This is a genomic window from Nostoc sp. C110, assembly GCF_043099725.1.
Classification (GTDB): domain Bacteria; phylum Cyanobacteriota; class Cyanobacteriia; order Cyanobacteriales; family Nostocaceae; genus Nostoc; species Nostoc muscorum_A.
Map to the genome: position 1 here is coordinate 1396848 of NZ_CP171148.1, position 23250 is coordinate 1420097.

General features: G+C 41.6%; 20 protein-coding genes. 10 read left to right on the forward strand and 10 right to left on the reverse strand.

Translation table 11 applies throughout. The annotated features are described in order from the left end of the window. Positions 1 to 273: 273 nt before the first annotated feature. Positions 274 to 1611, forward strand: a complete 1338-nt coding sequence (locus tag ACFFRD_RS11590; protein ID WP_392481568.1) for a TrkH family potassium uptake protein — start codon at positions 274 to 276, stop codon at positions 1609 to 1611. A 178-nt stretch (positions 1612 to 1789) separates the two neighbouring features. Further along, positions 1790 to 2485: a potassium channel family protein gene (locus tag ACFFRD_RS11595; protein WP_392481569.1), complete on the forward strand. Its 696-nt coding sequence runs from the start codon at positions 1790 to 1792 to the stop codon at positions 2483 to 2485. Between the two features lie 139 nt (positions 2486 to 2624). Here the strand turns inward: ACFFRD_RS11595 and ACFFRD_RS11600 are convergent, their stop codons facing one another. The 3 genes from ACFFRD_RS11600 to queA form a co-directional block, all read right to left on the reverse strand. After that, positions 2625 to 3752: a tetratricopeptide repeat protein gene (locus tag ACFFRD_RS11600; RefSeq protein ID WP_392481571.1), complete on the reverse strand. Its 1128-nt coding sequence runs from the start codon at positions 3750 to 3752 to the stop codon at positions 2625 to 2627. A gap of 195 nt (positions 3753 to 3947) precedes the next feature. Further along, positions 3948 to 4568 carry a serine O-acetyltransferase gene (locus tag ACFFRD_RS11605; protein ID WP_114084080.1) on the reverse strand — a complete coding sequence of 207 codons (621 nt, stop codon included), beginning with the start codon at positions 4566 to 4568 and terminating at the stop codon, positions 3948 to 3950. Positions 4569 to 4813: 245 nt separating this feature from the next. Further along, positions 4814 to 6031, reverse strand: a complete 1218-nt coding sequence (gene queA, locus ACFFRD_RS11610) for a tRNA preQ1(34) S-adenosylmethionine ribosyltransferase-isomerase QueA (RefSeq protein WP_392481573.1) — start codon at positions 6029 to 6031, stop codon at positions 4814 to 4816. Positions 6032 to 6304: 273 nt separating this feature from the next. On the opposite strand from queA, the gene ACFFRD_RS11615 reads away from it, so the two are divergent. Further along, a complete protein-coding gene (locus ACFFRD_RS11615) occupies positions 6305 to 6694 on the forward strand; it encodes a hypothetical protein (protein WP_069068139.1) in 390 nt (129 codons plus the stop codon). A gap of 63 nt (positions 6695 to 6757) precedes the next feature. Here ACFFRD_RS11615 and ACFFRD_RS11620 read toward each other — a convergent pair whose 3' ends face one another. Continuing rightward, complete coding sequence (locus ACFFRD_RS11620; protein ID WP_392481575.1) at positions 6758 to 7300, reverse strand: YraN family protein; 543 nt, start codon at positions 7298 to 7300, stop codon at positions 6758 to 6760. 23 nt (positions 7301 to 7323) lie between these two features. Between ACFFRD_RS11620 and ACFFRD_RS11625 the strand changes: the two genes are divergently transcribed. Beyond that, a complete protein-coding gene (locus ACFFRD_RS11625) occupies positions 7324 to 7899 on the forward strand; it encodes a pentapeptide repeat-containing protein (RefSeq protein ID WP_179072936.1) in 576 nt (191 codons plus the stop codon). A gap of 63 nt (positions 7900 to 7962) precedes the next feature. Here ACFFRD_RS11625 and ACFFRD_RS11630 read toward each other — a convergent pair whose 3' ends face one another. Together ACFFRD_RS11630 and ACFFRD_RS11635 are read right to left on the reverse strand one after the other, a co-directional pair. Beyond that, positions 7963 to 8388, reverse strand: a complete 426-nt coding sequence (locus ACFFRD_RS11630) for a hypothetical protein (protein WP_392481578.1) — start codon at positions 8386 to 8388, stop codon at positions 7963 to 7965. Positions 8389 to 8642: 254 nt separating this feature from the next. Further along, complete coding sequence (locus tag ACFFRD_RS11635; protein ID WP_392481580.1) at positions 8643 to 10418, reverse strand: N-acetylmuramoyl-L-alanine amidase; 1776 nt, start codon at positions 10416 to 10418, stop codon at positions 8643 to 8645. A gap of 84 nt (positions 10419 to 10502) precedes the next feature. On the opposite strand from ACFFRD_RS11635, the gene ACFFRD_RS11640 reads away from it, so the two are divergent. The 3 genes from ACFFRD_RS11640 (at position 10503) to ACFFRD_RS11650 (ending at position 12861) form a co-directional block, all read left to right on the forward strand. Continuing rightward, complete coding sequence (locus tag ACFFRD_RS11640; protein ID WP_392481581.1) at positions 10503 to 12140, forward strand: CTP synthase; 1638 nt, start codon at positions 10503 to 10505, stop codon at positions 12138 to 12140. A gap of 124 nt (positions 12141 to 12264) precedes the next feature. Further along, entirely contained in the window at positions 12265 to 12687 is a 423-nt protein-coding gene (locus ACFFRD_RS11645) for a hypothetical protein (RefSeq protein ID WP_114084087.1), read from the forward strand. Positions 12688 to 12729: 42 nt separating this feature from the next. Beyond that, positions 12730 to 12861, forward strand: coding sequence for a hypothetical protein (locus tag ACFFRD_RS11650; protein ID WP_392481582.1), 132 nt, complete (start codon positions 12730 to 12732; stop codon positions 12859 to 12861). A gap of 11 nt (positions 12862 to 12872) precedes the next feature. Here ACFFRD_RS11650 and speB read toward each other — a convergent pair whose 3' ends face one another. Both speB and ACFFRD_RS11660 read right to left on the reverse strand, forming a co-directional pair. Further along, entirely contained in the window at positions 12873 to 13916 is a 1044-nt protein-coding gene (gene speB / locus ACFFRD_RS11655; RefSeq protein ID WP_392481583.1) for an agmatinase SpeB, read from the reverse strand. A 270-nt stretch (positions 13917 to 14186) separates the two neighbouring features. Next, on the reverse strand, positions 14187 to 15779 hold the full coding sequence (locus tag ACFFRD_RS11660; protein ID WP_392481584.1) for an FAD-dependent oxidoreductase: 1593 nt from the start codon (positions 15777 to 15779) through the stop codon (positions 14187 to 14189). Between the two features lie 227 nt (positions 15780 to 16006). Here ACFFRD_RS11660 and ACFFRD_RS11665 point away from each other — a divergent pair, with 227 nt between their 5' ends. From ACFFRD_RS11665 to ACFFRD_RS11675, 3 genes are all read left to right on the forward strand, one after another. Beyond that, positions 16007 to 16186 carry a hypothetical protein gene (locus ACFFRD_RS11665; RefSeq protein WP_392481586.1) on the forward strand — a complete coding sequence of 60 codons (180 nt, stop codon included), beginning with the start codon at positions 16007 to 16009 and terminating at the stop codon, positions 16184 to 16186. A gap of 8 nt (positions 16187 to 16194) precedes the next feature. Then, complete coding sequence (locus tag ACFFRD_RS11670; protein WP_392481587.1) at positions 16195 to 19155, forward strand: COR domain-containing protein; 2961 nt, start codon at positions 16195 to 16197, stop codon at positions 19153 to 19155. 439 nt (positions 19156 to 19594) lie between these two features. Beyond that, the gene (locus tag ACFFRD_RS11675) at positions 19595 to 22255 is read left to right on the forward strand and encodes an ATP-binding protein (protein WP_392481588.1); all 2661 of its coding nucleotides are present in this window, start codon (positions 19595 to 19597) and stop codon (positions 22253 to 22255) included. 58 nt (positions 22256 to 22313) lie between these two features. Here the strand turns inward: ACFFRD_RS11675 and ACFFRD_RS11680 are convergent, their stop codons facing one another. Then, a complete protein-coding gene (locus ACFFRD_RS11680; protein WP_190932968.1) occupies positions 22314 to 22742 on the reverse strand; it encodes a methyl-accepting chemotaxis protein in 429 nt (142 codons plus the stop codon). Between the two features lie 53 nt (positions 22743 to 22795). Next, positions 22796 to 23062 carry a hypothetical protein gene (locus ACFFRD_RS11685; protein WP_392481589.1) on the reverse strand — a complete coding sequence of 89 codons (267 nt, stop codon included), beginning with the start codon at positions 23060 to 23062 and terminating at the stop codon, positions 22796 to 22798. Positions 23063 to 23250: the final 188 nt, after the last annotated feature.

Below are 23250 nucleotides of genomic sequence, written 5' to 3' on the forward strand. Positions count from 1 at the left end.
GGTAGACTACCATGTATAGTTTTTAATTAAATAAGGGTATTTTTGTTCTAAGAAAGCTAAACCGGAATTAATCCTCTTTAGAAAAATTTCTCAGTTTTACCTGAACAAACTGTTCTTGCTCAAAATTATACCAACTATCCAAAAAAGATACGATATCCAAAAGGCGTAAACCCAGGTTAAATCTAGCGTTCTTAACTACGAATTACGTTAGCGTAGCGGGGCATTCGCTTTTCGCGTCTCGCAGAGAAGCCCATTACGAATTACGAATTAATTATGACTGTTGCTCGGACAATTTGTTTAGGATTTCTGGCTGTCATTGCTGTAGGGACTATCCTGTTAATGATGCCTTTTTCAACTAGTGCTGGTAGCTGGAATGACCCAATTGTTGCACTATTCACCTCGACATCCGCAGTTTGTGTCACAGGTTTATCAGTAGTTGATCCTGGTACTTATTTTTCCTTTTGGGGTCAATTGTTTATTACGCTATTAGTTCAGATTGGCGGTTTGGGCTACATGACAACTACCACATTTCTGATTTTGCTCATTGGCCGTAGGTTTGATATGCGGCAAAAAATAGCAATTCAACAAGCTTTAGATCGACCAGGGATGAGTGGTAGCGCCCAAGTTATCCGTTCAATTATTGCTACAACTTTAATTTTTGAGATTACAGGCATATTTTTACTTTTACCAGCTTTTGTTCCTGAGTATGGATGGAGTAAAGGACTTTGGTTAGCAATTTTTCATAGTATCAATTCTTGGAATAATGCTGGTTTTAGTTTATTTAAAGATAACTTAATTGGCTATCAGTCATCTTTCTTAGTAGTCTTCACTATTACAATACTAATTATCTTTGGGGGAATTGGGTATCAAGTAATTTTAGAAATGTACTTTTGGTTGCGCGATCGCATTTTAAAAAAATCTATTAAAATGCAAAGATTTTCTCTAGATTTTAAGGTTGCAACCAGCACAACTGTTATATTATTATTAATAGGATTTGTTGCTTTTTTCTGTATAGAAATCAGAAACCCTGAAACATTTGGTTCTTTAAATTTACGCGACCAAATGTTAGTAGCTTGGTTCCAATCTGTTACTCCTAGGACTGCTGGTTTTAATACCATCGATATTGGCAAAATGACCACTGCTGGTCTATTTATTACGATTGCACTAATGTTTCTTGGTGCAAGTCCAGGTGGTACAGGAGGAGGTCTGAAAACAACAACATTGAGAGTTTTAACCAGTTGCACTAAAGCTATTCTCCAGGGAAAAGAAGAAGTTTTATTATATGATCGCAAGATAGCAACATCTTTAATTTTGAAAGCTGTGGGTGTGTTGGTGGGTTCAGTAGCGACCGTGATTTTAGCTACGATTTTAATAAGCCTCACAGATCCAACATTAGATTTTATTCAAATTTTGTTTGAAGTGGTATCAGCCTTCGCCACTGTAGGGCTTTCTACAGGCATTACAGCAAGTATTTCTACAACAGCAAAGCTCATCTTAATTGCCACGATGTACGTTGGACGAGTAGGTATTTTACTACTGATGTCCGCTGTACTAGGAGACCCCCGCCCCACCAGAATTAGCTATCCTGAAGAAAATTTACTCGTGGGATAGTTAGGAAGAGGAAGTAAGGATCGGCAAGTGGAGAGGAGAATAATTCTTGAAAACTGATTAATGACTAACAACTAAACTGATAAAATATACATTGGAAGGCAAAAAATAAGATTTTTAATTCAAGTATCATAACCGTTTTTTGCCCTAAATACAGGGAGCCATTATAAGGATAAAAAGGGTGAATCTTTCATCATTAAGTTTTTTTCGCAGTTTACGTAAAGATAACCAACAATTTGCTGTAGTTGGATTAGGTCGTTTTGGTAGATCCGTCTGCTCTACACTGCATAACTTCGGTTATCAAGTACTGGCAACAGATATTGATGAAAAACGAGTTTCCGAAGCATTAACTGAGGGAATAGTTGGTCATGCTTTGCAATTAGATTCTACAGAACCAGCCGCACTAAAAGAAGCTGGAATTTTTGAATTTGATACTGTAATTGTAGCGATTGGCAACTACGTTCAAGAAAGCATTATAACCACCCTAAATGTGAAAGAGGCTGGCGTACCTCATGTAGTTGCCAAAGCTTCTAGTGAAGTTCATAGTAAACTGTTGCGGCGAGTAGGAGCAGATCATGTTGTTTTTCCTGAGTATGAAGCAGGTTGTGCCCTAGCGCGTACTCTTACCAAACCAGCAATCTTAGATCGGTTTGACCTAGACCCAGATAACAGTATTGTAGAGTTGATTGTGCCTGATGAATTTCACGACAAAACAATCACTGAGCTTCAACTTCGTAACCGCTACGGTTTAAATTTGCTAGCAGTGAGCCAGGATGGTAAATTTATAATTAATCCTGACCCCACTAAGCGTTTAGAGCGTGGTTCAGCAATGGTAGTTATTGGCTGCAATAAAGATATCAATCGTTTGCCGATTTAAAAAATTTAGAAATCATTAAATTTTAAATTTTAGATTTTTCCTTCAATCCAAGTTGCACTGTAAGCACACCAAAATTGCTACTCAAAATCTAAAATTTGCAGAGTTAGAAGTTATTAATTTATTTCTAACTCTGATTTTTTTATTGTCCGGAACTCGTTGAAGTAGATTGTTGTTCAACTGAGACAGGGTTTTCTAGTTGATTTGGCGTTTGTGGCTCAGGTGTTTGTATTACATTACTTGTGTTGTCTGGAGTGTGAGGGGGAGTAGCTGTTTGGCTGGCTTGAGGCTGTTGTGGCTGAATTTTCTGAGCAATTTGCTGCATTAGCTGTTCAATTTTTTCAGCTTGCTCAATGTTACCTTGTTCACGATACTCAGTATGGGCACGTTTCAAGACTCCATTAGCTTTCTTGATGTCGCCTTGATTATATAAAGTGACTCCCAAATTATAGTAAGCTGAGGCGTTTTTAGGATTTAGGCGAATAGCTTGCCGATAAACAGAAATAGCCTCAGAAGCTTGGCCTTGGATTGCTAGCAAATTTGCCATGTTGTTATAAGCTGTGGCATTTTGAGGATCTGACTGCAAGGCTTGACGATAAGTTGCGATCGCCTGCTCTGTTTGACCTTGTTGTTGCAAGGCGATCGCTAAGTTAAAATAAGCGTTGGCATTGCTGCTATCTAAATTAATCGCTTGCTGGTATCTTGCGATCGCTTCCGGTAGCTGTCCTTGTTCATACAGAACCAATCCCAGATTATACAGCGCTGCTACCTTTGTGGGATCTATCACCAGGCTTTGACGATAAGCCGTAATCGCAGCATCTTTTTGTCCCTGACGATGCAGCACTAACCCTAAGTTGTAATAAGCTTCACTAAAATTAGGATTAATCCTAATCGCCTCTGTATATTCTTGTAAAGCTACATCTAGGCGATTTTGCTCCATGAATATATTACCCAGATAATTTAGCGCAGCCCCAAGGCTAGGATCTCGCTGCAACGCCTGACGAAAGGCATATTCTGCACCCTGTAAGTCTTTGCGGTTATAGCGCGTGACTCCCTGTTGGAAAAAGCTAGCTGCTTCAAGATCCTGAGAAATTGCGGTTTCTGCTAGCAGCTTGCTTCCTGGAAAATTAGTAATTGCCGGTGCAGCTAAGACCAAAAACGCAGAGAAAGCAAACAGAAGTCTGAACAGGGGCTTTTTCTGAACAGAGTTTTGGTGAAATAAGAAGTGTAACCAGGGCTGAGTTTGACTTTTTCTAGACAGGAGTGACATAGATGTACTTATGCTCATATCTTTATAAGTCAGAGTACCCACCACAGCATGAAAAATTGCAAATCAAAAAATTAAGAATTTCTCACTTTGGGAGCATCCGACTTTTGTAAAAACACCCTTCTCCTTGTTCAGTTGCTCTGCATACCGTAATTAGTGCGATATTCTATAGGTTTTATAATCTGTTAATAAACAAATTTAAATCAACTGCTCTTTTACTTTCACGCCATCTCTCTTGATTATATAAGCTGGAACACCGACAACAACACAATTACTGGGAACATCTTTGACTACAACTGCATTTGCTCCTACTATCACATTATCATTTATAGTGACGTTGCCAATCACTTTTGCACCTGAACTTATGATTACATTGTTGCCAATTGTCGGAAAATTATTTTTACTGCTGTATCCTATTGTCACCTGTTGATTAATCCAGCAATTATCACCAATGCTTCTTGCATTTACTATAGTACTAAAGCCATGTTGAATAAATAGTCCAGAACCAATATTATCGCAATATAAAAATAGACTTGGACATTCTTTATAAAAGAATTTTATAATATGCATCAGTACCAATCCTAGAAAGTTACCTTTTTTAATTCTGTAATAGTAAAGACTTCTGAATTCGGGATATTTATAAAGCAAATATAGCAAGTTAACCCAGTCAGAAGTATCAACTAGCTCAACTATCTTTGACCATCGTCTTACATCCACAAGAATCACTTCTTTCTTTGTAGTGACGATAAACAATATGAGCATCGGAGCATTCATTATCTGGATGATAGTTTTGACCAATTTTATTATGAAGTCACGCATAAAATTACTCCTATAGGAATCCGGTTTGATTACTTAACGTATTTGCGTAGGTAGGTAGGGAATCTGACTTTTCACAGCATCTGGAAAACCTCTCTCTAAATCTCTCTCCTATTAGGAGAGAGACTTTGAATTTCCCCCTTCCCGATGCGGGAAGGGGGTTAGGGGGTTAGGTTTTTCGTGGACTTTTCCACATAACGTGCAAAGTCAGGTAGGGAATAGGTAACAGGGAACAGGGAACATTGCCCTCATGCTTGACTCAGAACTCTTATGGCTTCCGGCAAAATTAGCATAGCATCACCAAAGGAATAGAAACGATACTCAAAAGCGATCGCTTCGTTGTATATATTCAATAGCCGTTGTCTGCCAATTAGCGCACTTACCAACATCAGCAAACTGGAACGTGGTAGGTGAAAATTGGTAATCAAACCATCCACCACGCGCCATTGGTAGCCGGGATAAATAAACAAGTCTGTTTTACCGCAAAATGGTTGTAAATTCCCAGATTTAGCCGCCCCTTCCAAAGCTCTTACTGCTGTTGTTCCCACAGCAATAATTCGACCGCCAGCAGCTTTAGTGGCGCGAATTTGCTCTACCGTGGCGGCGGGAACTTCAATCCATTCTTCATGCATCTGGTGGGTAGTTACGTCCTCCACTTCCACAGGGCGAAAAGTGCCGACACCAACGTGTAGCGTCACAAAAGCTTGATTGATATTGCGATCGCGCAGCTTTTGTAATAATTCTGGAGTAAAGTGTAATCCTGCCGTCGGTGCTGCGATCGCTCCTGGCTGTTCGGCATAAACTGTCTGATACTGCTCATCAGCAGCTGAAGAGGTAGTAATGTACGGTGGTAGCGGTACTTCACCAAATACCTCTAACAGTTGCACCAAAGGCTTTCCCTCTGGCACATCAAATTGCAACAAACGCCCCCCAGTTGCTGCATCTGTTTCTAAAACCGTAGCCGTGAGTTGTTGACTGCTTACTGGGGAAAAATCAAGGGAGCAGGGAGAAGAGTTTTCCCCTCTGCCCCCAGCACCGTGCCCCTCTGCCTCTTTTGAATCCCCAATCCCCTGCTTTGCTTCAAAAATAATCTTTGTTCCCTGTTTGAAGCTTTTTCCTGGCTTAACTAAAGCTAACCAACAGTTATACTGCCGTTCTTCCAACAGCAACACCTGGATTTTAGCACCAGTGGTTTTATGACCATAAAGCCGAGCTGGAATAACCCTTGTATTGTTCATGACCAACAAATCACCAGAGCGTAGCAGTGCAGGCAAATCATGGAAAATATGGTGAGATGCTTCTGTTTCAGCGCCTGTAGTGGGAGAATTAACTACCAGTAACCGGGAACTATCTCTAGGAACTGCTGGGTTTTGGGCAATGAGTTCTGGAGGTAGTGTGTAGTCATAGCCTGCTACCGAGCAATCTAATTCAAAATTTTTTTCTTTGGGGTTAGATGTATCTTTCAACTTGGCTTCTACTAGTTTTTGCTTTATTTAGTATTTATACTCTCTGACAAAAAGCTGTTTTTAGCTTTCCCTTCTAAAGGAACTTTAAGGCATCTTTGCCCAATTTTGTCGCGAGGCTATAAGATTGTTACTATTAAGTAACACGGAAAAATTAACATAAAAATTGGGTAAACCTCCCCATCTAAAAACGGGGGCTTTTACCCTACCGGGAACAGGCACTGATTGACGAATATAGATATGTAGGATTGGCTTTGATCCCAAGCACCAACAAACATGGAATACTTGTACTATCTGGCAAATGCCAGTCTAACCCTGAGGGTCGTTCAACACCTGCACGCTAGACCCCAGACACCAGTTTCGTTCGTCACCGTAATTCATCAAATTGATGGCTGGGTGGTTAGGATCAAACTCAGAGGTCAAGTCTCGCCCCAAGAAGATGGCGACTTTCGGGCTTTTCTAAATGAATTAGGAATTAGCTATGAGCCACCAATGAGGGTGCAAATGGCACTTTGGAGTTTAGAAGCGGGACAATGCCCTGTGGACGTGATGCGTCGCTATCAGGTAGCGATCGTTTCTCATGGTAGTCCAGAGAGAGACGAAATCGAAGCTTTCCGGCAACAGTTTGTCCGGGGCTTAGGCTACTGTCCAGAAACTTTGGCGTAATACCGTTTGGTTGTAACGCCAGTAGATAATTATTGGTAATCAAGATATTTTATCCATTACCAATTAACCATTATCAATTGAAGAGTCGAAAGCTGCCAGAATGTATTCTTGCAGCTTAAACTTATATTCAGCTGTTGATGAAGTAGCAAGAGCTTCCTGAGTTGCTATAACCGCAGTCTGATTTTTTGATATCCTTTGACAGTAGACAATAGCAACATCAAATCGGCAAGAATAATCCGCCTTTTCAGGGTATTGGGCTAAGAATATTCCAGCTGTCCGTGAGATTTTTGCTTGCTTTTGTGGGGTGATGGCGCTTCTTCCCCCTGCATCCCAACTCCCTGAACTGCGGGTTTTGACTTCAACAAATGCCAATAATGAGTGCTGAGTGCTGTTAGCGGTAGCGGGGCGTTTAGCCTGTAAGGATTGCTGAGTAAGAAGTTTTTCCCCAGTTTGTCCATTATATTGAGCAATAATATCGATTTCTCCATAACGGCTAGAAAAGCGACGATACAGAATTATCCAACCTGTAGATTGCAACCATTGGGCAACTAGGTCTTCTCCTAAATGACCAATATCTGGATAATGAGATGGAGGAAGGTTAGCCATTGACGAAAAATATGATAAATTCTATGAATTCTAGGTTAAGCGATTGCACAGCAGGTTCTAAACTCGACTCATCCCGAACACAATTCGGGTTGAAGCGTCAGACTGACTATCACTTTTGGACAAATATACTCAGCTTATTCTTGTGGGGAATGATTAGCATCACCGCAACGCTCGGTTTTGCTCCAACAGCTTTGGCACTTGAATATAATAAAGAAATTTTGGTCGAGGCTGATTTTTCAGGACGTGATTTAACAGATTCCAGCTTTACCAAAGCTAATCTTCGCCAGAGTAACTTCAGCCATGCTAATTTAAACGGTGTCAGTTTCTTTGCAGCAAATTTGGAGTCTGCAAATTTAGAGGCAGCTGACTTGAGAAATTCCACTTTAGACTCGGCTCGTTTAGTTAGGGCAAATTTGACAAATGCACTGTTAGAGGGTGCTTTTGCTGCTAACGCCAGATTTGATGGCGCAATCATTGACGGGGCAGATTTTACCGATACGCTGCTGCGTTCGGATGAGCAAAAAAAATTGTGCAAACTTGCCAAAGGCACTAATCCAACCACAGGAAGAGATACGCGTGACACGTTGTTTTGTCCTTAGTATTTTCTACTGGAATTGGGCATTGGGAATTGGGAATGGGGAATGGGGCATTCCCTACTTAACTTACCAACCAAGGGCCCCAATCTTTTGACAAACAATTTTCATTCCTTTGCCTGGTGAAGAATTGGCGACAAAAGGTATTTCTCCTTTCTCCTTATCCTCTTGAAGTAGCTGTCCCTCTGAACTGTAAATGGCAATGTGATTCCGAAAAAGCCGTGATTCGGAACATGATGCATCAAATGTAGTCTCGAAGATGCCATCTCCGTACATACCGTAAAGTTTATACGTTGTACCCTTAATAGTTTTTGTATCTAAAGCTACGCTGTTTCCTAATTTATCATGCCCCACAGTAATATATCTTTGTGCATCTTGGGCGATGGCTGTGCCAACGCCTTCGGCGAACGCTGCGCCAACACCTCCGGTGAACGCACTACCATTGCTCAAGAAAATAGCGATCGCTCCCACCATACCGCCGATTTTAAAATACATACGGTTTCAAAATATAAGATTTGATATATTTTTAGCCGCAATCAAAGTTGTTTTGGCATGGTAGAAGCACTGAAAAGTTAAATCGCTGACAACTTTCACGAAGTTGGCGATCTGAATACCGCGAATTTTCACAAATCCAGGACTTATGCAAATAATAGCCAAAACCCTATAGGAGCAATTCATGAATTGTCCCTATAGTTTTTAGTTTGGCGCAAGAAATAGGATTGCTATAGCTCGTAAGTTTAACTCCCGATCTATCGAACGCTTTTAAACCACTCAGTAATCCCCTGAGCGATCGCATCAGCCATTTTCTTCTGTTCTTTTGGGTTCACTACCTGCTCAAATTCATCGGGATTGCTCATAAAACCCAATTCCAGTAACACCGATGGCGCAGCTGCTGGGCGTGTCAGCGCTAGGTTGTCCCAAAACACACCATAAGAAGGTTTGCCGAGTTTTTTAACAACATAGGTCTGTAAAAATATTGCCAGGCTGTGGGCTTGGGGTTGATACCAAAAAGCGGCGAATCCCTTGGTTTTTTCAGCATCGCCATCATCGGGTAAGGAGTTGTGATGTATGGAAAGAGCGATCGCAGGTTCTTCTTTACTAATAATTGCCTGACGTTCTGCTAGAGAAACCTCCTTATCGTCCTCCCGCGTCATCACTACCGTTGCTCCTCGCTTCACCAAATCGTCCCGCAGCAACTTAGATACCACCAAATTCACATCTTTTTCTAAATATCCAGTTGGGCCACTGGCACCAGATTCTTTACCGCCATGCCCTGGATCGAGTACAATCTTGAGATTAGCTAAAGGCTTGCGTCTTGTGTTCCCAATATTAGGCGGATGACGCAAAGCCAAAACCAGGGTTGTACCGTCGTATCTCAGCTTATATCCCCACTGTTGAGCTTTTTTGAGGTTAAAGGTGTATTTTACTTGTTCTGGAGCCTCCTGTTGCCAATCTAGCCGAGAAATTAGAGGGTCATCATCCAGGCGAATAATGTCCGTTTGGGCAGTAGTATTGTAGAGAGTGAGAGCGAGAGCTTTCTCACTTTGTTGCACGCTCACAGGTACGGGAACTTGTAAGGGGAAAAATATCTCTGTCGCACCAGGGAGTTGACGGTATCCGACACTGCGAATTATTGTTTGTGGCGGAATTGCACCAGGTAGAATGCGAGTTTCCTGACTATTAATCCAAGCGCCATAGTCTAGGCGCAACCATTCACCTTCCTTACCTGTTACTGTTGCGCGTGTGCCTTTAGGCAGTGGTGTGAGTCGAGAATAATCGGTGCTTGGGCCAGTGCGAGCAACCCCTGACTCTACTGTAACCTCAGAAACCGGCAACTCTGCTCTTGAGAGGATTTGAATTTTACCAGTCCCTGGTTGAGTTATCGTCTTGCCATTGAGTGTTAGTTGAAACTGAGGTTTTCCCAGATCGGCGGCTGTAGCCACTGTGGTGCAACCTTTATAATTGCCTACGCTAGACTGGGCATAAGGCTGATTTTGCCCTGTCAGAGCTGCCAAATTACTTGGTAGTTGTGCCTGTTGAGGTTGAGGTAAAAGGGTAATCGTTTGATTAGCCAGGGTTACAGAGACATTGGCGTTAGGGGGTGCGATCCCTTCGGGAAGCTTCGCTAACGCGCTAAAACAAATTAGTTCTCCTGGTAGTCTGGCAATATCAGCTGCGGGAGTCAAGGAATCTTTAGCAAAGGCTACCCCCTGTGGTAGTTCAGGGCTAGTGCTAACCCTTATCACCTTAATCTTAAGTTCTTGATTCTGGCGACGCACAGTAAAAAGATTCTCTCCCAACTGCAAGGGGAAACTAGGGGAAAAATGACCAGCTTTGCTGCGGTTAATTGGCTTACTATTGATCAAAACCTCACCATCTGGTGGTGCAGTCCCCAGAAAAAAGATTTTTTGGGAACTCGTCTGGTAGTTTGTCTTGGGAAAAACGACTATAAGAGATGGCTCTGCCAATGCTACGGAGGATGTGAGAATACAGCCTAATATTACTAATCCTAAAAGGTTTTTCACAGCAAATCATAGAAGATTACACCACAATAACTGTGGCACAATGACGGGATGTATTTTTAGAAGTTGTTAGAAATTCAAACTACTATGACTAAGTTTATCTTCGTAACTGGAGGCGTAGTTTCCAGTATTGGTAAGGGCATTGTAGCAGCAAGTCTAGGGCGTTTGCTCAAGTCGCGCGGATATTCGGTGTCGATTCTCAAACTCGACCCTTATATCAATATCGATCCTGGGACAATGAGCCCTTTTCAGCATGGGGAAGTATTCGTTACCCAGGATGGTGCGGAGACAGATTTAGACTTGGGGCATTACGAACGCTTCACCGATACCTCAATGTCGCGCTTGAACTGTGTGACTACTGGCTCGATTTACCAGGCAGTCATTAATAAAGAGCGACGCGGAGACTACAATGGCGGCACTGTACAGGTTATTCCTCATATTACCAATGAAATAAAAGAGCGGATTCTGCGAGTTGCTAAAAGTACAAATCCGTCCGTAGTAATTACAGAAATTGGCGGGACGGTGGGAGATATTGAATCACTGCCGTTTTTGGAAGCGATTCGCCAGTTCCGCAAAGAGGTTGGGCGGCAATATGTACTGTATATGCATGTAACGTTGGTACCGTGGATTGCTTCTGCGGGTGAGATGAAAACTAAGCCAACACAGCATTCAGTTAAAGAACTCAGATCCATTGGTATTCAACCAGATATTTTAGTTTGTCGGAGCGATCGCCCCTTACCCAAGGGATTAAAGCAAAAATTGTCGGGATTTTGCGATGTGCCCGAAGAATGCGTCATTACTTCTCAAGATGCCAAAAGTATCTATGAAGTACCCCTAAATCTAGAACGGGAAGGAATGGCAGAACAAGTGCTGAACTTGTTGCAAATGGAGCAACGCCAACCAGATTTGACGCAGTGGCAAACCTTGGTACAACGCTTACATACTCCCAAGCATGAGCTAGAAATTGCCATTGTCGGCAAATATGTGCAGTTAAGTGATGCCTATTTATCTGTCGTGGAAGCATTAAACCATGCAGCAATTTCCACTTATGGCAAACTGCGCTTGCGTTGGGTGAACTCAGAAGATTTGGAAAATGAATCAGCCGAAACTCATCTTGGGGGTGTCGATGGGGTAGTTGTGCCAGGAGGTTTTGGGGTTCGGGGAGTGGATGGCAAAATTGCCGCTATTAAATACGCACGCGATCGCCAAATTCCCTTTTTGGGTTTATGCCTGGGAATGCAATGCTCTGTAATTGAATGGGCTAGGCACATAGGGGGATTAACAGATGCTAATAGTGCTGAATTTGACGCTCATACAACGAATCCGGTAATTAATTTATTGCCAGGACAGCAGGAAGTTGTGGATTTAGGGGGTACAATGCGCTTGGGGCTATATCCTTGTCGTGTTCTTCCTGATACATTGGCTTTCAAGCTTTATCAAGAAGATGTAATTTATGAACGACATCGACATCGCTATGAGTTCAACAATGCTTACCGCGATCTCTTATTAAAGTCCGGCTATGTGATCAGTGGGACTTCTCCTGATGGACAGTTAGTTGAAATTGTGGAATTACCCAAGCACCCATTCTTTCTGGCTTGCCAATTTCATCCAGAATTTCAATCGCGTCCTAGTAGCCCTCATCCTTTATTTAAAGGGTTTATTCAAGCAGCGATCGCTCTTTCTTTGTCAACTTCAGGTACACCAACACCATTGGAGGTTTCTTAGCAATTCATAATTCAAACAAATTAATTTGATTTTGAATTGGTACACAGCAACAAAAACTTAAGGCTTCAGTAGACTTGGACATACAGGGTGCATCATTCGTAAATTTCGGACTTGAGGAGATGTTGTGGCGTACTGGGTGAAAATCCTTTACGAGAGGAGAGAATATGTGGTGAATTTTGAACGTGTCCATGCTTTTTGTTATGAAGTGAATGGCAGGGTTACTTTTTGGCTACCCGATAGTGCCATTCCAATAGTCATTAATCCACAAAGTAACCTAGAAGATTATCAAAAGATTCTCGATTATTTAGAATGTGTGACAAGTTTAGAATTAGATCATGCCCACTGGGTGAAAATCCTTTACGAAAAAAACGAATATGTAATTAATCTCAACTGTATCAGTTCCTTTTGTCATGAACCGAATGGCAGGATAACTTTCTGGTTGCCAGATGGCACTATCCCCATCATCATTAATCCTGTGAGTAATCCCGAATCATATCAAAAAGTTGTGCAATACGTTCACAAAGCAACGGGCTATTCTTTATCTTAAAATTTTTAGATAGTAAAGCAAGGTTATTCAAAAAATTTTAGATTGACTCCAGCAATCAAGTCGGGGACTTGTGATTTAATTTTAGATTTTGGACTTTCCTGTGGAATGCTACGCGAACAGTGTGAAGTTGGATCGACTGAGCGATCGCAGAAAGTCTCAGTCGAACGATTTTAGGAACTCAATAATTACGAATTCTGTTTGGACAAATCCATCAAATTTGCCAGCTTGTAAACTACCCGCGCTCCAACATTACCATCCCACTCTGCATCACCGACTTCGCAAATATCAAAGCCAATAATTTTTCTACCACTTTTGACTAATTCCCGGAACAGAAAAAATGTTTGCTCTAATTCCAATCCACCGGGAACAGGAGTACCTGTACTTGGGCAAAGTTTTGGATCTAGACCATCGACATCAAAGCTAATGTAAACATACTCAGGTAAATGACTGATAATTTCTTGGCATAAATCAAGCCAAGTTGTTCCAGAGTAAAGCTTTTGTTTAATGGCTGGGTCGTAATAGGCAATAATGCGACGATCAGATTGGTCAATCATTTGCACTTCATCATGACTAATATCACGCAAACCCACTTGCACTAGCTTGGAAATTTGCGGTATTTTCATCGCATTAAACATAATCGACGCATGGGAAAACTCAAATCCCTCGTAGGCATCGCGTAAATCTGCGTGGGCATCAATGTGCAAAATGCCATAGTTGGCGTAGTTAGCTGCTAATGCTTGGAAATAACCTAACGGCGAACTGTGATCTCCACCAATAACTGCGACTCCCTTACCCTTGTTAATTGCTTCTTGGCAATTTTCAAACAGCCATTGATTTACCTGTTCCCCAGCCTGATTAATTTCTGTAAGGACAGATGTTAAATCTGGTGTATCTGAGAGTTCTTTACCTTGGGCTAATCGCTCAATAATTTGTGCTGCCAAGGCGCGGTAGTATGTATTCTTCTCTAAAATATCTTGGGGAATTTCTACCATGAAAATTCCCTGCTTCCAACCATTAGGGTTATCAAAATCGAATAAATCTAGTTGAGTTGAAGCATCAAGAATTCGCTGGGGGCCATTAGCTGTGCCTGCACCATAAGAAACAGTGACTTCCCACGGCACACCAAAGACAATCAGGTTTGCAGACTCATAATCGCAGGGCAAACCTAAGAGGTTGCCATTTATTTCACCTACGCCGCTAGGATTGTAGTCTTGTAGTTGATTACTCATCGATTATCTTCTGGATTTACGTGGATAGACAGCACGCCGCCTAGTGCAATACTGCGTAAATTAAGGTGCATAGTCATTGGAGATCCCCCTTAATCCCCCTTAAAAAGGGGGAAAATAAGACATTCTTAGTCCCCTGCCTTAAGAAGGGGAAAATAAGACATTCTTAGCCCCCCTTTTTAAGGGGGGTTGGGGGGATCGACTCAAAACCTACGCAGTATTGCCGCCTAGTGGACATCTGCATTCTAATCAAAATTTTTCACAGGCGGTAAACTACAACGCCTCTATTACTTGGTCGAAATTGCGGCAATACATCTGTTGGCTGTAGTCTTCCCACTCTTTATCTGACGAATGGGGCGATCGCTTTAATGTTGCTTCTTGGACGTATACCATCAATGGGCGACGAAGATTCTCATATTTCTCGAAGGCTTTGGCTATAGCTTGTAGATCGTTCCAGTTATTCTCCTCAGCAATTTTAGCGATGAGTGTTGTAACTATTAGCGCATCTTCCAATCCTTGATTAGCTCCTTGAGCCATGAAGGGAGGCATTCCATGTGCGGCATCGCCAACTAAGACGATTCGCCCTACACTCCAGGCTGGTGGAATTTTGGCAGGATTAGCTTCTATATTGAGGTCAGTTGGGTTAGAAACTTGTAGAGAATCCAAAATGCTAGCGGGGTGAATGTAGTATGGACGCTGCTGCATTTTGGCAGGAGGAGACATACCCACTAATTGCTTGAGCGCATCAGGAAAACCTGCTTTTTCCAACTCTTGTAAAGCTAAATCAATTAAAGAACTTTCAGATTTTTCTTGCAACGAGTCTAAAGGCAAAGCAAGATGTATTATGTACCCAAGTTCACCAGTTGGTCTGCGAAATAATATTATCCTGATGTTATTTATACAAACAGAATTTCCAGTTATTTCATCATTAGTGATTGTTACAAGTGGTGAGTCTTGAAAGAAATTTTTTTCTAGTTTTGTCCATAATTCCTTTGGTACTTCAGCTATTTCCATACAAAATATAGCTGCAAACCCAGAGTATTCAGGTTTGGCAAAATCATCATATTGAGTATCTGTGTAAAGCAGCCTACGAACTGTAGAATTAATCCCATCTGCTGCGACAATTAGTTTAGCTCTAATGGATTTCGTTGCTAATTCTTGGGGGAGAATATCTGAGTTTTGAGGCTGCGGATCGTTATCTTTCTGCCCATCTGTCCAATAGGCATAAGGGTTGGTTTCTATTGCTGTATCACCTACACAATCTATGCGGACACAACCTTTTTCCGGCTCATTCACAACATTAATACAACGGTGATTAGCTTTAACTAGGTCTGGTGGAAGTAGCTGTCTGAGGGTTGTCTGTAAGTTGTACCAAGAAATTGACACTCGACCCTCGCCATAATCTTTAAACCAGTCATCAAAACTAAGTGAATTTGACCGAATTATCTCGCCCTGCAAATTTTTGTAAACCCATTGGGGTGAAGCCTTTGGAGGCTGTTGCTTTTGAGTAGGTTCGACAGTTTCCTGATCATTAGACTGCTTGGGATTCAATAAACCCAGTCCAGTATTTTTGACTTCTTCGTAAGCGTTAGGATCTAAAAGTTTGAGAGCTTTTAATCCATTGGGGAGAAGATCCAATGTTTGTCCAATTTGACGAAAGGCGCGAGTTTGATCGATGACAAGGACATTTTCAATTCCACGTTTACGTAAGCCAATGGCAGTTGCTAACCCAATAGGTCCAGCGCCAACCACTACAACATCGTAAATTTCTTGAGAGGTAGAAGAGGAGATAACAAATGCAGGTAAGGTCTCTGCTTTGGTTGATGTGTTTGTATGTGTATGAGGACTTGATTTAGTTTCTGGCATATTTATACATTGGATGGAAGCTGGGCAATGTGGAAAGCTATAGCCATCAATTTACATAGGGTCACACAACAATATTAAAGTTAAATACAAAAAGTAAATATAGCAGGCGATTAGAAATCGGGGCTATACAAACAAAGTCCACCTCTGTGGACTAATCAAAATCAAGGGTTCCTTAACCCACGTTCGCGTAGCGTTCCGTTCGCGCAGCGTCCCGTAGGGAAGGAAAGGTGGGTTTTGACTGTGTAGACGCGGTTTCTAACTGCCCTTTTAACTTGCGATGTCTACGACGAGCTACGCTAACGCACATTGCCCTGATGCAATCCTTGATACAGGGTACATTATTAATTAGCTTAATTTCTCTGCTGCGCGTCCAAGCAGCAACTCGTCGTCAGGCATCGCCTCTGTAAAACCCGAAATGACTAACGAAGAACTGCTGCAAATTATTCAAAAAGCTGCTAATCGCAAGGCAAGAGAATTAGACCTTTCTTACAAAAGCTTAACAACGCTACCACCGGAAATTGGCCAACTCACCAACCTGCAAACCCTCGACCTCTGGGGTAATCAACTGAGCAGTCTGCCACCGGAAATTGGACAACTCACCAACCTGCAAACCCTCGACCTCTGGGGTAATCAACTGAGCAGTCTGCCACCGGAAATTGGACAACTCACCAACCTGCAATCCCTCTACCTCTACAGTAATCAACTGAGCAGTCTGCCAACGGAAATTGGCCAACTCACTAACCTGCAAACCCTCGACCTCCGCTACAATCAACTGAGCAGTCTGCCACCGGAAATTGTCCAACTCACCAACCTGCAAACCCTCGACCTCCGCAGTAATCAACTGAGCAGTCTACCACCGGAAATTGGCCAACTCACCAACCTGCAAACCCTCGACCTCCGCAGTAATCAACTGAGCAGTCTACCACCGGAAATTGTCCAACTCACTAACCTGCAAACCCTCGACCTCCGCAGTAATCAACTGAGCAGTCTACCACCGGAAATTGTCCAACTCACCAACCTGCAAACCCTCGACCTGGGCAGTAATCAATTGAGCAGTCTACCACCGGAAATTGGCCAACTCACCAACCTGCAAACCCTCGACCTGGGCGCTAATCAACTGAGCAGTCTACCACCGGAAATTGTCCAACTCACCAACCTGCAAACCCTCGACCTGGGCGCTAATCAACTGAGCAGTCTACCACCGGAAATTGTCCAACTCACCAACCTGCAAACCCTCGACCTGGGCAGTAATAAATTGAGCAGTCTGCCACCGGAAATTGGCCAACTCACCAACCTGCAAACCCTCGACCTGGGCAGTAATAAATTGAGCAGTCTGCCACCGGAAATTGGCCAACTCACCAATCTGCAATCCCTCGACCTCAACGACAATCCTTTAGAATCACCTCCACCAGAAATTATCAAGAAAGGGTTTAAAGCAATTCTTGACTTTTGCAGGCAGCAACTAGAACAAGAAACTGATCGCCTCTATGAAGCTAAATTAATCATTGTGGGAGAAGGTGGTGCAGGTAAAACTACGTTAGCCAAAAAAATTCAAGACAATAAATATACGTTACAACAAGATGAAAATACTACCGAAGGCATAGATGTTATTCAATGGAAGTTCTTGCTTGACAATAACAGAGAATTTCAGGTCAATATTTGGGACTTTGGTGGTCAAGAAATTTACCATGCTACCCACCAATTTTTCCTTACAAAACGCTCTCTTTATGCCTTGGTTGCTGATACTCGCAAAGAAGACACAGATTTTTACTACTGGTTAAATGTGGTTGAGTTATTGAGCGGTAATAGTCCTTTGTTAATTGTCAAAAATGAAAAGCAGGAGCGCAAACGAGAAATAAACGAGCGGGAGTTACGGCGCGAGTTCACTAATTTTAAGGAAACACTTACTACAAACTTAGCCACTGATCGCGGTTTCCCAGAAATCTTAAATAAAATTAAGCATTATATTACTAACTTACCTCATGTAGGAATAGAACTCCCTAAAACCTGGGTTAAAGTGCGGGAAGCTTTAGAAGGAGACTCCCGCGAATATATTAGCTTGAAAGATTATCTAAACATCTGCCAAAAACATGGTTTTACTAAACAAGAGGACAAACTCCAACTCAGTGACTATCTGCATGATTTGGGTGTATGCCTTCACTTCCAAGATGATGACTTTTTAATAAAAACCGTTATTCTCAAACCTACTTGGGGTACAGATGCCGTTTACAAAGTGTTAGATAATCCCCACGTAATTGAAAAACTGGGACAATTTGATCGCAATGATTTAGCAAACATTTGGCATGAAGACAAATATGCCGATATGCGACCAGAACTGTTGCGGCTAATGATGAAATTTAAACTGTCCTATGAAATCCCTAGTCGTCCCGGCACTTATATTGCACCTCAATTACTCTCTGTCAATCAACCTGATTTCAATTGGGATGAATCCAATAACCTAATTCTGCGCTATAAATATGACTTCATGCCGAAAGGTATTCTTACCCGCTTTATAGTCGAAATGCACTCTGATATTGAACAACAAACCCTAGTTTGGAAAACAGGCGTTGTTCTTGCTAAATACAAAAGCCGTGCTGAAGTGATTGAATACTACAATCAACGAGAAATTAAAGTCCGCGTTGCAGGAAACCGCAAAAAAGAACTGCTAGCAGTTATTACCAATGAACTAGAAAAAATCCATAAGTCTTACGAACGTCTGCAATATCAAACGCTTGTTCCTTGTAACTGTAAAAACTGTAATGATAGTCAAAATCCTCATTTTTATAACCGAGACGTGTTGTACAAATTCAGGGATAATAATCGCTACCAAATCCAGTGCCAGGATAGCGGTGATATGGTAGATGTCCGGAGACTGATTGATGATGTTTTAGCAACTCCACCAAATTTAGAAATACCCATGTCTGAACCCGTAACCAGAAATCAAGTTTTTATTAGCTATAGTCACAAAGATAAAAAGTGGTTCGATGACCTCAAAACTCATCTAGAACCATTAATTAGAGAACAAAATCTCAAACTTTGGGATGATACCCAGATCAAGCCTGGTGCTGTGTGGCGAGATGAAATCCAGGCAGCTTTGGCATCTGCAAAAGTAGCAGTGTTGCTGGTAAGTCCAAACTTCCTCGCATCAAAGTTTATTAGTCAAAATGAGTTACCACCTCTGTTAGAAGCAGCGAAAGCCGAGGGAGTCAAAATCCTTTGGATACCTTTGCGTGCTAGCAACTACAAAGCAACAGCAATTGAAAAATATCAAGCAGCACACCCTACCGATCGCCCATTAAACACCATTATGGGAGGAAAACGAGATCAAGCTTGGGTAGATATCTGCAACCAAATCAATACAGCAGCCTTTCGGTAAAAGAAGCTCTCCTTGCTTTGAATAAAATTTCAAGTTTATCTATAAAAATCTGGGTAATGCTCCAATACGCTTGGGTTAAGGGCTACTGGCAAAAATTTTGGGTTTTCAAGACGCGATAAATCACCGTCTCTACAAGTGTTTTGGTCTTATGTGAACTGTATTGGGTAATGCTCACTCTTTTTAAAGAGGGTTAGGAGAAATTAATAAATGTCTAAAATTACAGCTAGGCAGTTTTGAAACAACCCCTGAGCTAGGCTGAAAATGTTAATTCGATGAAATTCACATTGCAGGTAAAATCACAGGTTAAAGTTTTGTTCTTTTGCCAAAAGTGGTATATTGGCACTTGATCCGACCGAGTACAAACTATGTATAAGCCCGCAGACCAGAGAAGTCGAGGTGTTGTACTCACTACTATAGGACAGGAAGGGAGAGTGGGCTTATGAACAAAAATATTGGTCAAAATGGTGTTTTTTCCTTATTTAAAGGTGTGCCTCTACGTCGCATTCTCGTAGCGTTATTTGTGCTGCAAATCTTGCTAGCTGTGGGATTGACTGCATACTTATCAATCCGCAATGGGCAAAAGGCAGTCAATGAGGTAGCTAGCGAATTGCGTTATGAAGTCGCTAATCGAGTAGAGCAAAATTTACAGGCTTATCTCTCAACTCCGCGTCAAGTACTGCGCGGTAATCAAAATGTCATTGATATCGGGTTGCTGAAGATGGAAAATCTGGCAACTTGGGAGTCATACTTAATCAAGCAGTTAGAGATTTTTCCTGATGCTGTTGCTTTAACCGCAAGCAATGAACAGCAAGAACACTTAGCGGTAGAAAAGCTCAACGATCGCCAATATTTACTCAGAAAAGCTGATAAGTCAACTGGTTACGACCTCTACACCTACAAAATTGACTCTTTTGGTCAACGTACCCAGCTACCAGAGGTAATCAAAAACTATGATGCGCGATCGCGTCCTAATTATCAAGCAGCAGTTACCGCTAAAAAATTCAGCTTTAGTCAGATTTTTACATCCATCACCGAACCAACGCTGCTGATTAGTGCATCTCAACCTATATATAACTCCCAAGGTGAGTTACTCGGTGTCAACAGCGCTTTAACTCATGTATCACAAATTGGGGATTTGCTACAAAATATTAAAGTTGGCAAGTCTGGACAAGTTTTTATTATCGAGCGATCGGGGCTATTAGTCGCAAGTTCCACAACGGAAGAACCATTCCGCCTACAAAATGGTAAACCAATTAGGTTGGCAGCTTCCCAAAGCGGAAATGCTTTTACTCAAGCAAGCGCTAAGTATTTAGAAACTAAATTTACTAACTTTGACCAAATTAAGAGTTTACAGCAACTAGATTTTTCCTTTGACGGCAAACGGCAATTTTTAGAAATTAGACCGTTACAGGGCGAACCAAATGTTAACTGGTTAATTGTAGTAGCTGTCCCAGAAGCAGATTTTATGGGGCAAATTGATCGCAACACTCAAACTACAATTTTTCTCTGTCTGGGAGCGTTGGGATTAGCTATTTTACTAGGAATTGTTACCGCCCGTTGGATAACTCAGCCAATTTTGTACTTCAGCACGGCGACAAAAGATTTAGCTGATTTCACTAAGGTTGAAGACTCGGTGGTGATTGTACCAGGCATTAAAGAAGTAGAAATGCTGGGTGAATCTTTCAACGAGATGATGCAGCATTTACGTAAAACCTTTACTGCACAGATTACTAAAAATGAAGAGTTAAAATTGCAAGTTAAACAGCGAACTGAAGAATTACAGCAAGAGATTCAAAAAAGTATTAGCAGTCAGCAAAAGCTAGAAAAGCATAATCGGGCATTGGCAGAACTGGCAAATCATAGGGCAATTTCAGAAGGAAATCTGGAAACAGCATTCAAAGTTATTACCGAAAAAGCCGCGAATGCTTTAGAGGTAGAACGAGTAAGTGTGTGGTTATTCAATAGCGATGCTGACGACAGGCTGCGTCAACACACTAAGCTACAATGTATAAGTCTCTACGAACGTAGCAATCAAAAACATTCGGCAGGTTTAGAACGCGATCGCGCAGATTATCCCATCTACTTTAAATCTCTGACATCTGCCCGCATCATCGCTGTCACCGATACTCGCACCGATCTACGGATACAAGAATTATGGGATGAACTGCTAGAAACAAAAAATATTGTATCCCTAATTAATACCTCCATTTGGGTTGGGGGCGAAGTGGTGGGAACAATATTGTATGAACAAATTGATATTCCTCGGATATGGGAAGTGAGTGAGCAAAACTTAGTTAGCTCAATAGCTGAATTTGTTGCTCTAACTTTAGAAGTCTGCGATCGCAAAAGTGCAGAATCCGCTCTGCGTGAGGCGAAAGAAGCTGCTGAAGTTGCAAATCGTGCCAAAAAAACCTTTTTGGTAAATATGAGCCATGAATTGAGGACTCCCTTAAGCTCCATTCTTGAAATTGCAGAAGCACTCCAAAATGAAGTTTACGGTACTGTAACCGAAGAACAGCGCCAGTTTCTAAATACCCTCGAATCGAGCGGTAAGAACTTACTAGAATTGATTAACCAAATCCTTGAGCTTACCGACATCGAATCTAGCAAGATAGAACTGCAACTAGCGGCTACTTCCATTCCAGAATTATGTGACTCTAGTCTCAGTTTCGTCAAAAATTTAGCGTTACAAAAAAATATCCAACTGAGTGTACAAATCCCTGAAGAACTCGAACCTATCCAAGTTGATGAGCGCCGCATCCGCCAGGTATTTATCAACCTGTTGAACAACGCTATCAAGTTTACTCACGACGGAGGCAAAGTTTGGATTGAAGTTCAGCCAAATTCCACAAATGAATATATCTTTTTTAGCGTGGTAGATACGGGTATTGGTATGCTTTCCGATGACCTTTTCCGATTATTTCAACCTTTTATCCAAGTTGAAAATGCCTCTACCCGTCGTTCTGCGGGTACTGGTTTAGGATTGGTGATGGTGCAAAAAATCGTCGAGTTGCATGGTGGTACTGTCCACGCCGAAAGTCAGTTAGGGAAAGGTAGTCGATTTACAATTAAACTACCGTGGAAAAAGGTTGGAGAGTAGGGGGTGGAGAGTTAAAATTAACCATTTACTCGTTTCCATACTTTGTACAAGAATGGATTTATTCTGCGATCGCTCCATTTAGTCCATTAAGATATGCAGTTTTAGCATTTTCACTGGCTAATTCTTTTGGAGTCGCCCTTAAGCGTGTTGCTCTGCTTTTACGGATGCGATCGCTTTTACGAACAGCACCCGCCATTTCATATTCACGGCTATCTTTGCCGTATTTAAAAGCAACTCCAATCAGCATTTTTTCAGTTATGTCACTTAAAGCTTTGTCCAATTCTTCCATCTCAGTCCTAGAAGAGTTAATCACGGCTAAAGCAGTATTATAAGCATCTATTTTGCTACGGTACTGCTCAATTAGTTGTGTCATGTTTTGCAAGTTGCGAGCATCCCCAAAATCCATGCTGGGATCAATTGCTTTAAGTCCAGCCACTCTTAATTCAGCTTTTTCTAAAACGCGGTATGTACGTTTTTGAGCAGGCATAAATGTATCCTTTTTATTGCTTTAGAGCTAGTTTGCCTTACTAAAGCGGTGTTTTAGTTCAGTAAAATCCTCACAGGTTGGTGTCTAATATGATAGAGATACCAGTATTTCTCACAAAAATTATGGTTTTGTTGATGAAACGCATGAGTTTGTTGATGAACAGAACAATTTTGTTGATGAAACGCATGGGTTTGTTGATGAACAGAACGATTTTGTTGATGAAACGCATAAGTTTGTTGATGAACAGAACGATTTTGTTGATGAAACGCATGGGTTTGTTGATGAACAGAACGATTTTGTTGATGATTAGGGACTTCCAAATAAAAAAATGTCCTAAAACTGATGAAAAAACTCTCTCTATTTCTCCTCTCTTTGTGTTCTCTGTGTCTCTGTGGTTCGTTTATTTGGATAATTTATTTCTTGGAAGTCCCTTAGATATATGAATCTTTGTAGAGACGTTGCATTGCAACGTCTCTACACAAATTTCGGTTAAGCCCAAAAAATAAAA

Excerpts from the sequence above, each read along its gene's own strand:
- ACFFRD_RS11590 (WP_392481568.1), top strand. The coding sequence starts at position 274 with ATGACTGTTGCTCGGACAATTTGTTTAGGATTTCTGGCTGTCATTGCT.
- ACFFRD_RS11600 (WP_392481571.1), bottom strand. The coding sequence starts at position 3,752 with ATGTCACTCCTGTCTAGAAAAAGTCAAACTCAGCCCTGGTTACACTTC.
- ACFFRD_RS11605 (WP_114084080.1), bottom strand. The coding sequence starts at position 4,568 with ATGCGTGACTTCATAATAAAATTGGTCAAAACTATCATCCAGATAATG.
- ACFFRD_RS11615 (WP_069068139.1), top strand. The coding sequence starts at position 6,305 with ATGGAATACTTGTACTATCTGGCAAATGCCAGTCTAACCCTGAGGGTC.
- ACFFRD_RS11620 (WP_392481575.1), bottom strand. The coding sequence starts at position 7,300 with ATGGCTAACCTTCCTCCATCTCATTATCCAGATATTGGTCATTTAGGA.
- ACFFRD_RS11625 (WP_179072936.1), top strand. The coding sequence starts at position 7,324 with ATGAATTCTAGGTTAAGCGATTGCACAGCAGGTTCTAAACTCGACTCA.
- ACFFRD_RS11630 (WP_392481578.1), bottom strand. The coding sequence starts at position 8,388 with ATGTATTTTAAAATCGGCGGTATGGTGGGAGCGATCGCTATTTTCTTG.
- ACFFRD_RS11640 (WP_392481581.1), top strand. The coding sequence starts at position 10,503 with ATGACTAAGTTTATCTTCGTAACTGGAGGCGTAGTTTCCAGTATTGGT.
- speB (WP_392481583.1), bottom strand. The coding sequence starts at position 13,916 with ATGAGTAATCAACTACAAGACTACAATCCTAGCGGCGTAGGTGAAATA.
- ACFFRD_RS11660 (WP_392481584.1), bottom strand. The coding sequence starts at position 15,779 with ATGCCAGAAACTAAATCAAGTCCTCATACACATACAAACACATCAACC.
- ACFFRD_RS11670 (WP_392481587.1), top strand. The coding sequence starts at position 16,195 with ATGACTAACGAAGAACTGCTGCAAATTATTCAAAAAGCTGCTAATCGC.
- ACFFRD_RS11675 (WP_392481588.1), top strand. The coding sequence starts at position 19,595 with ATGAACAAAAATATTGGTCAAAATGGTGTTTTTTCCTTATTTAAAGGT.
- ACFFRD_RS11680 (WP_190932968.1), bottom strand. The coding sequence starts at position 22,742 with ATGCCTGCTCAAAAACGTACATACCGCGTTTTAGAAAAAGCTGAATTA.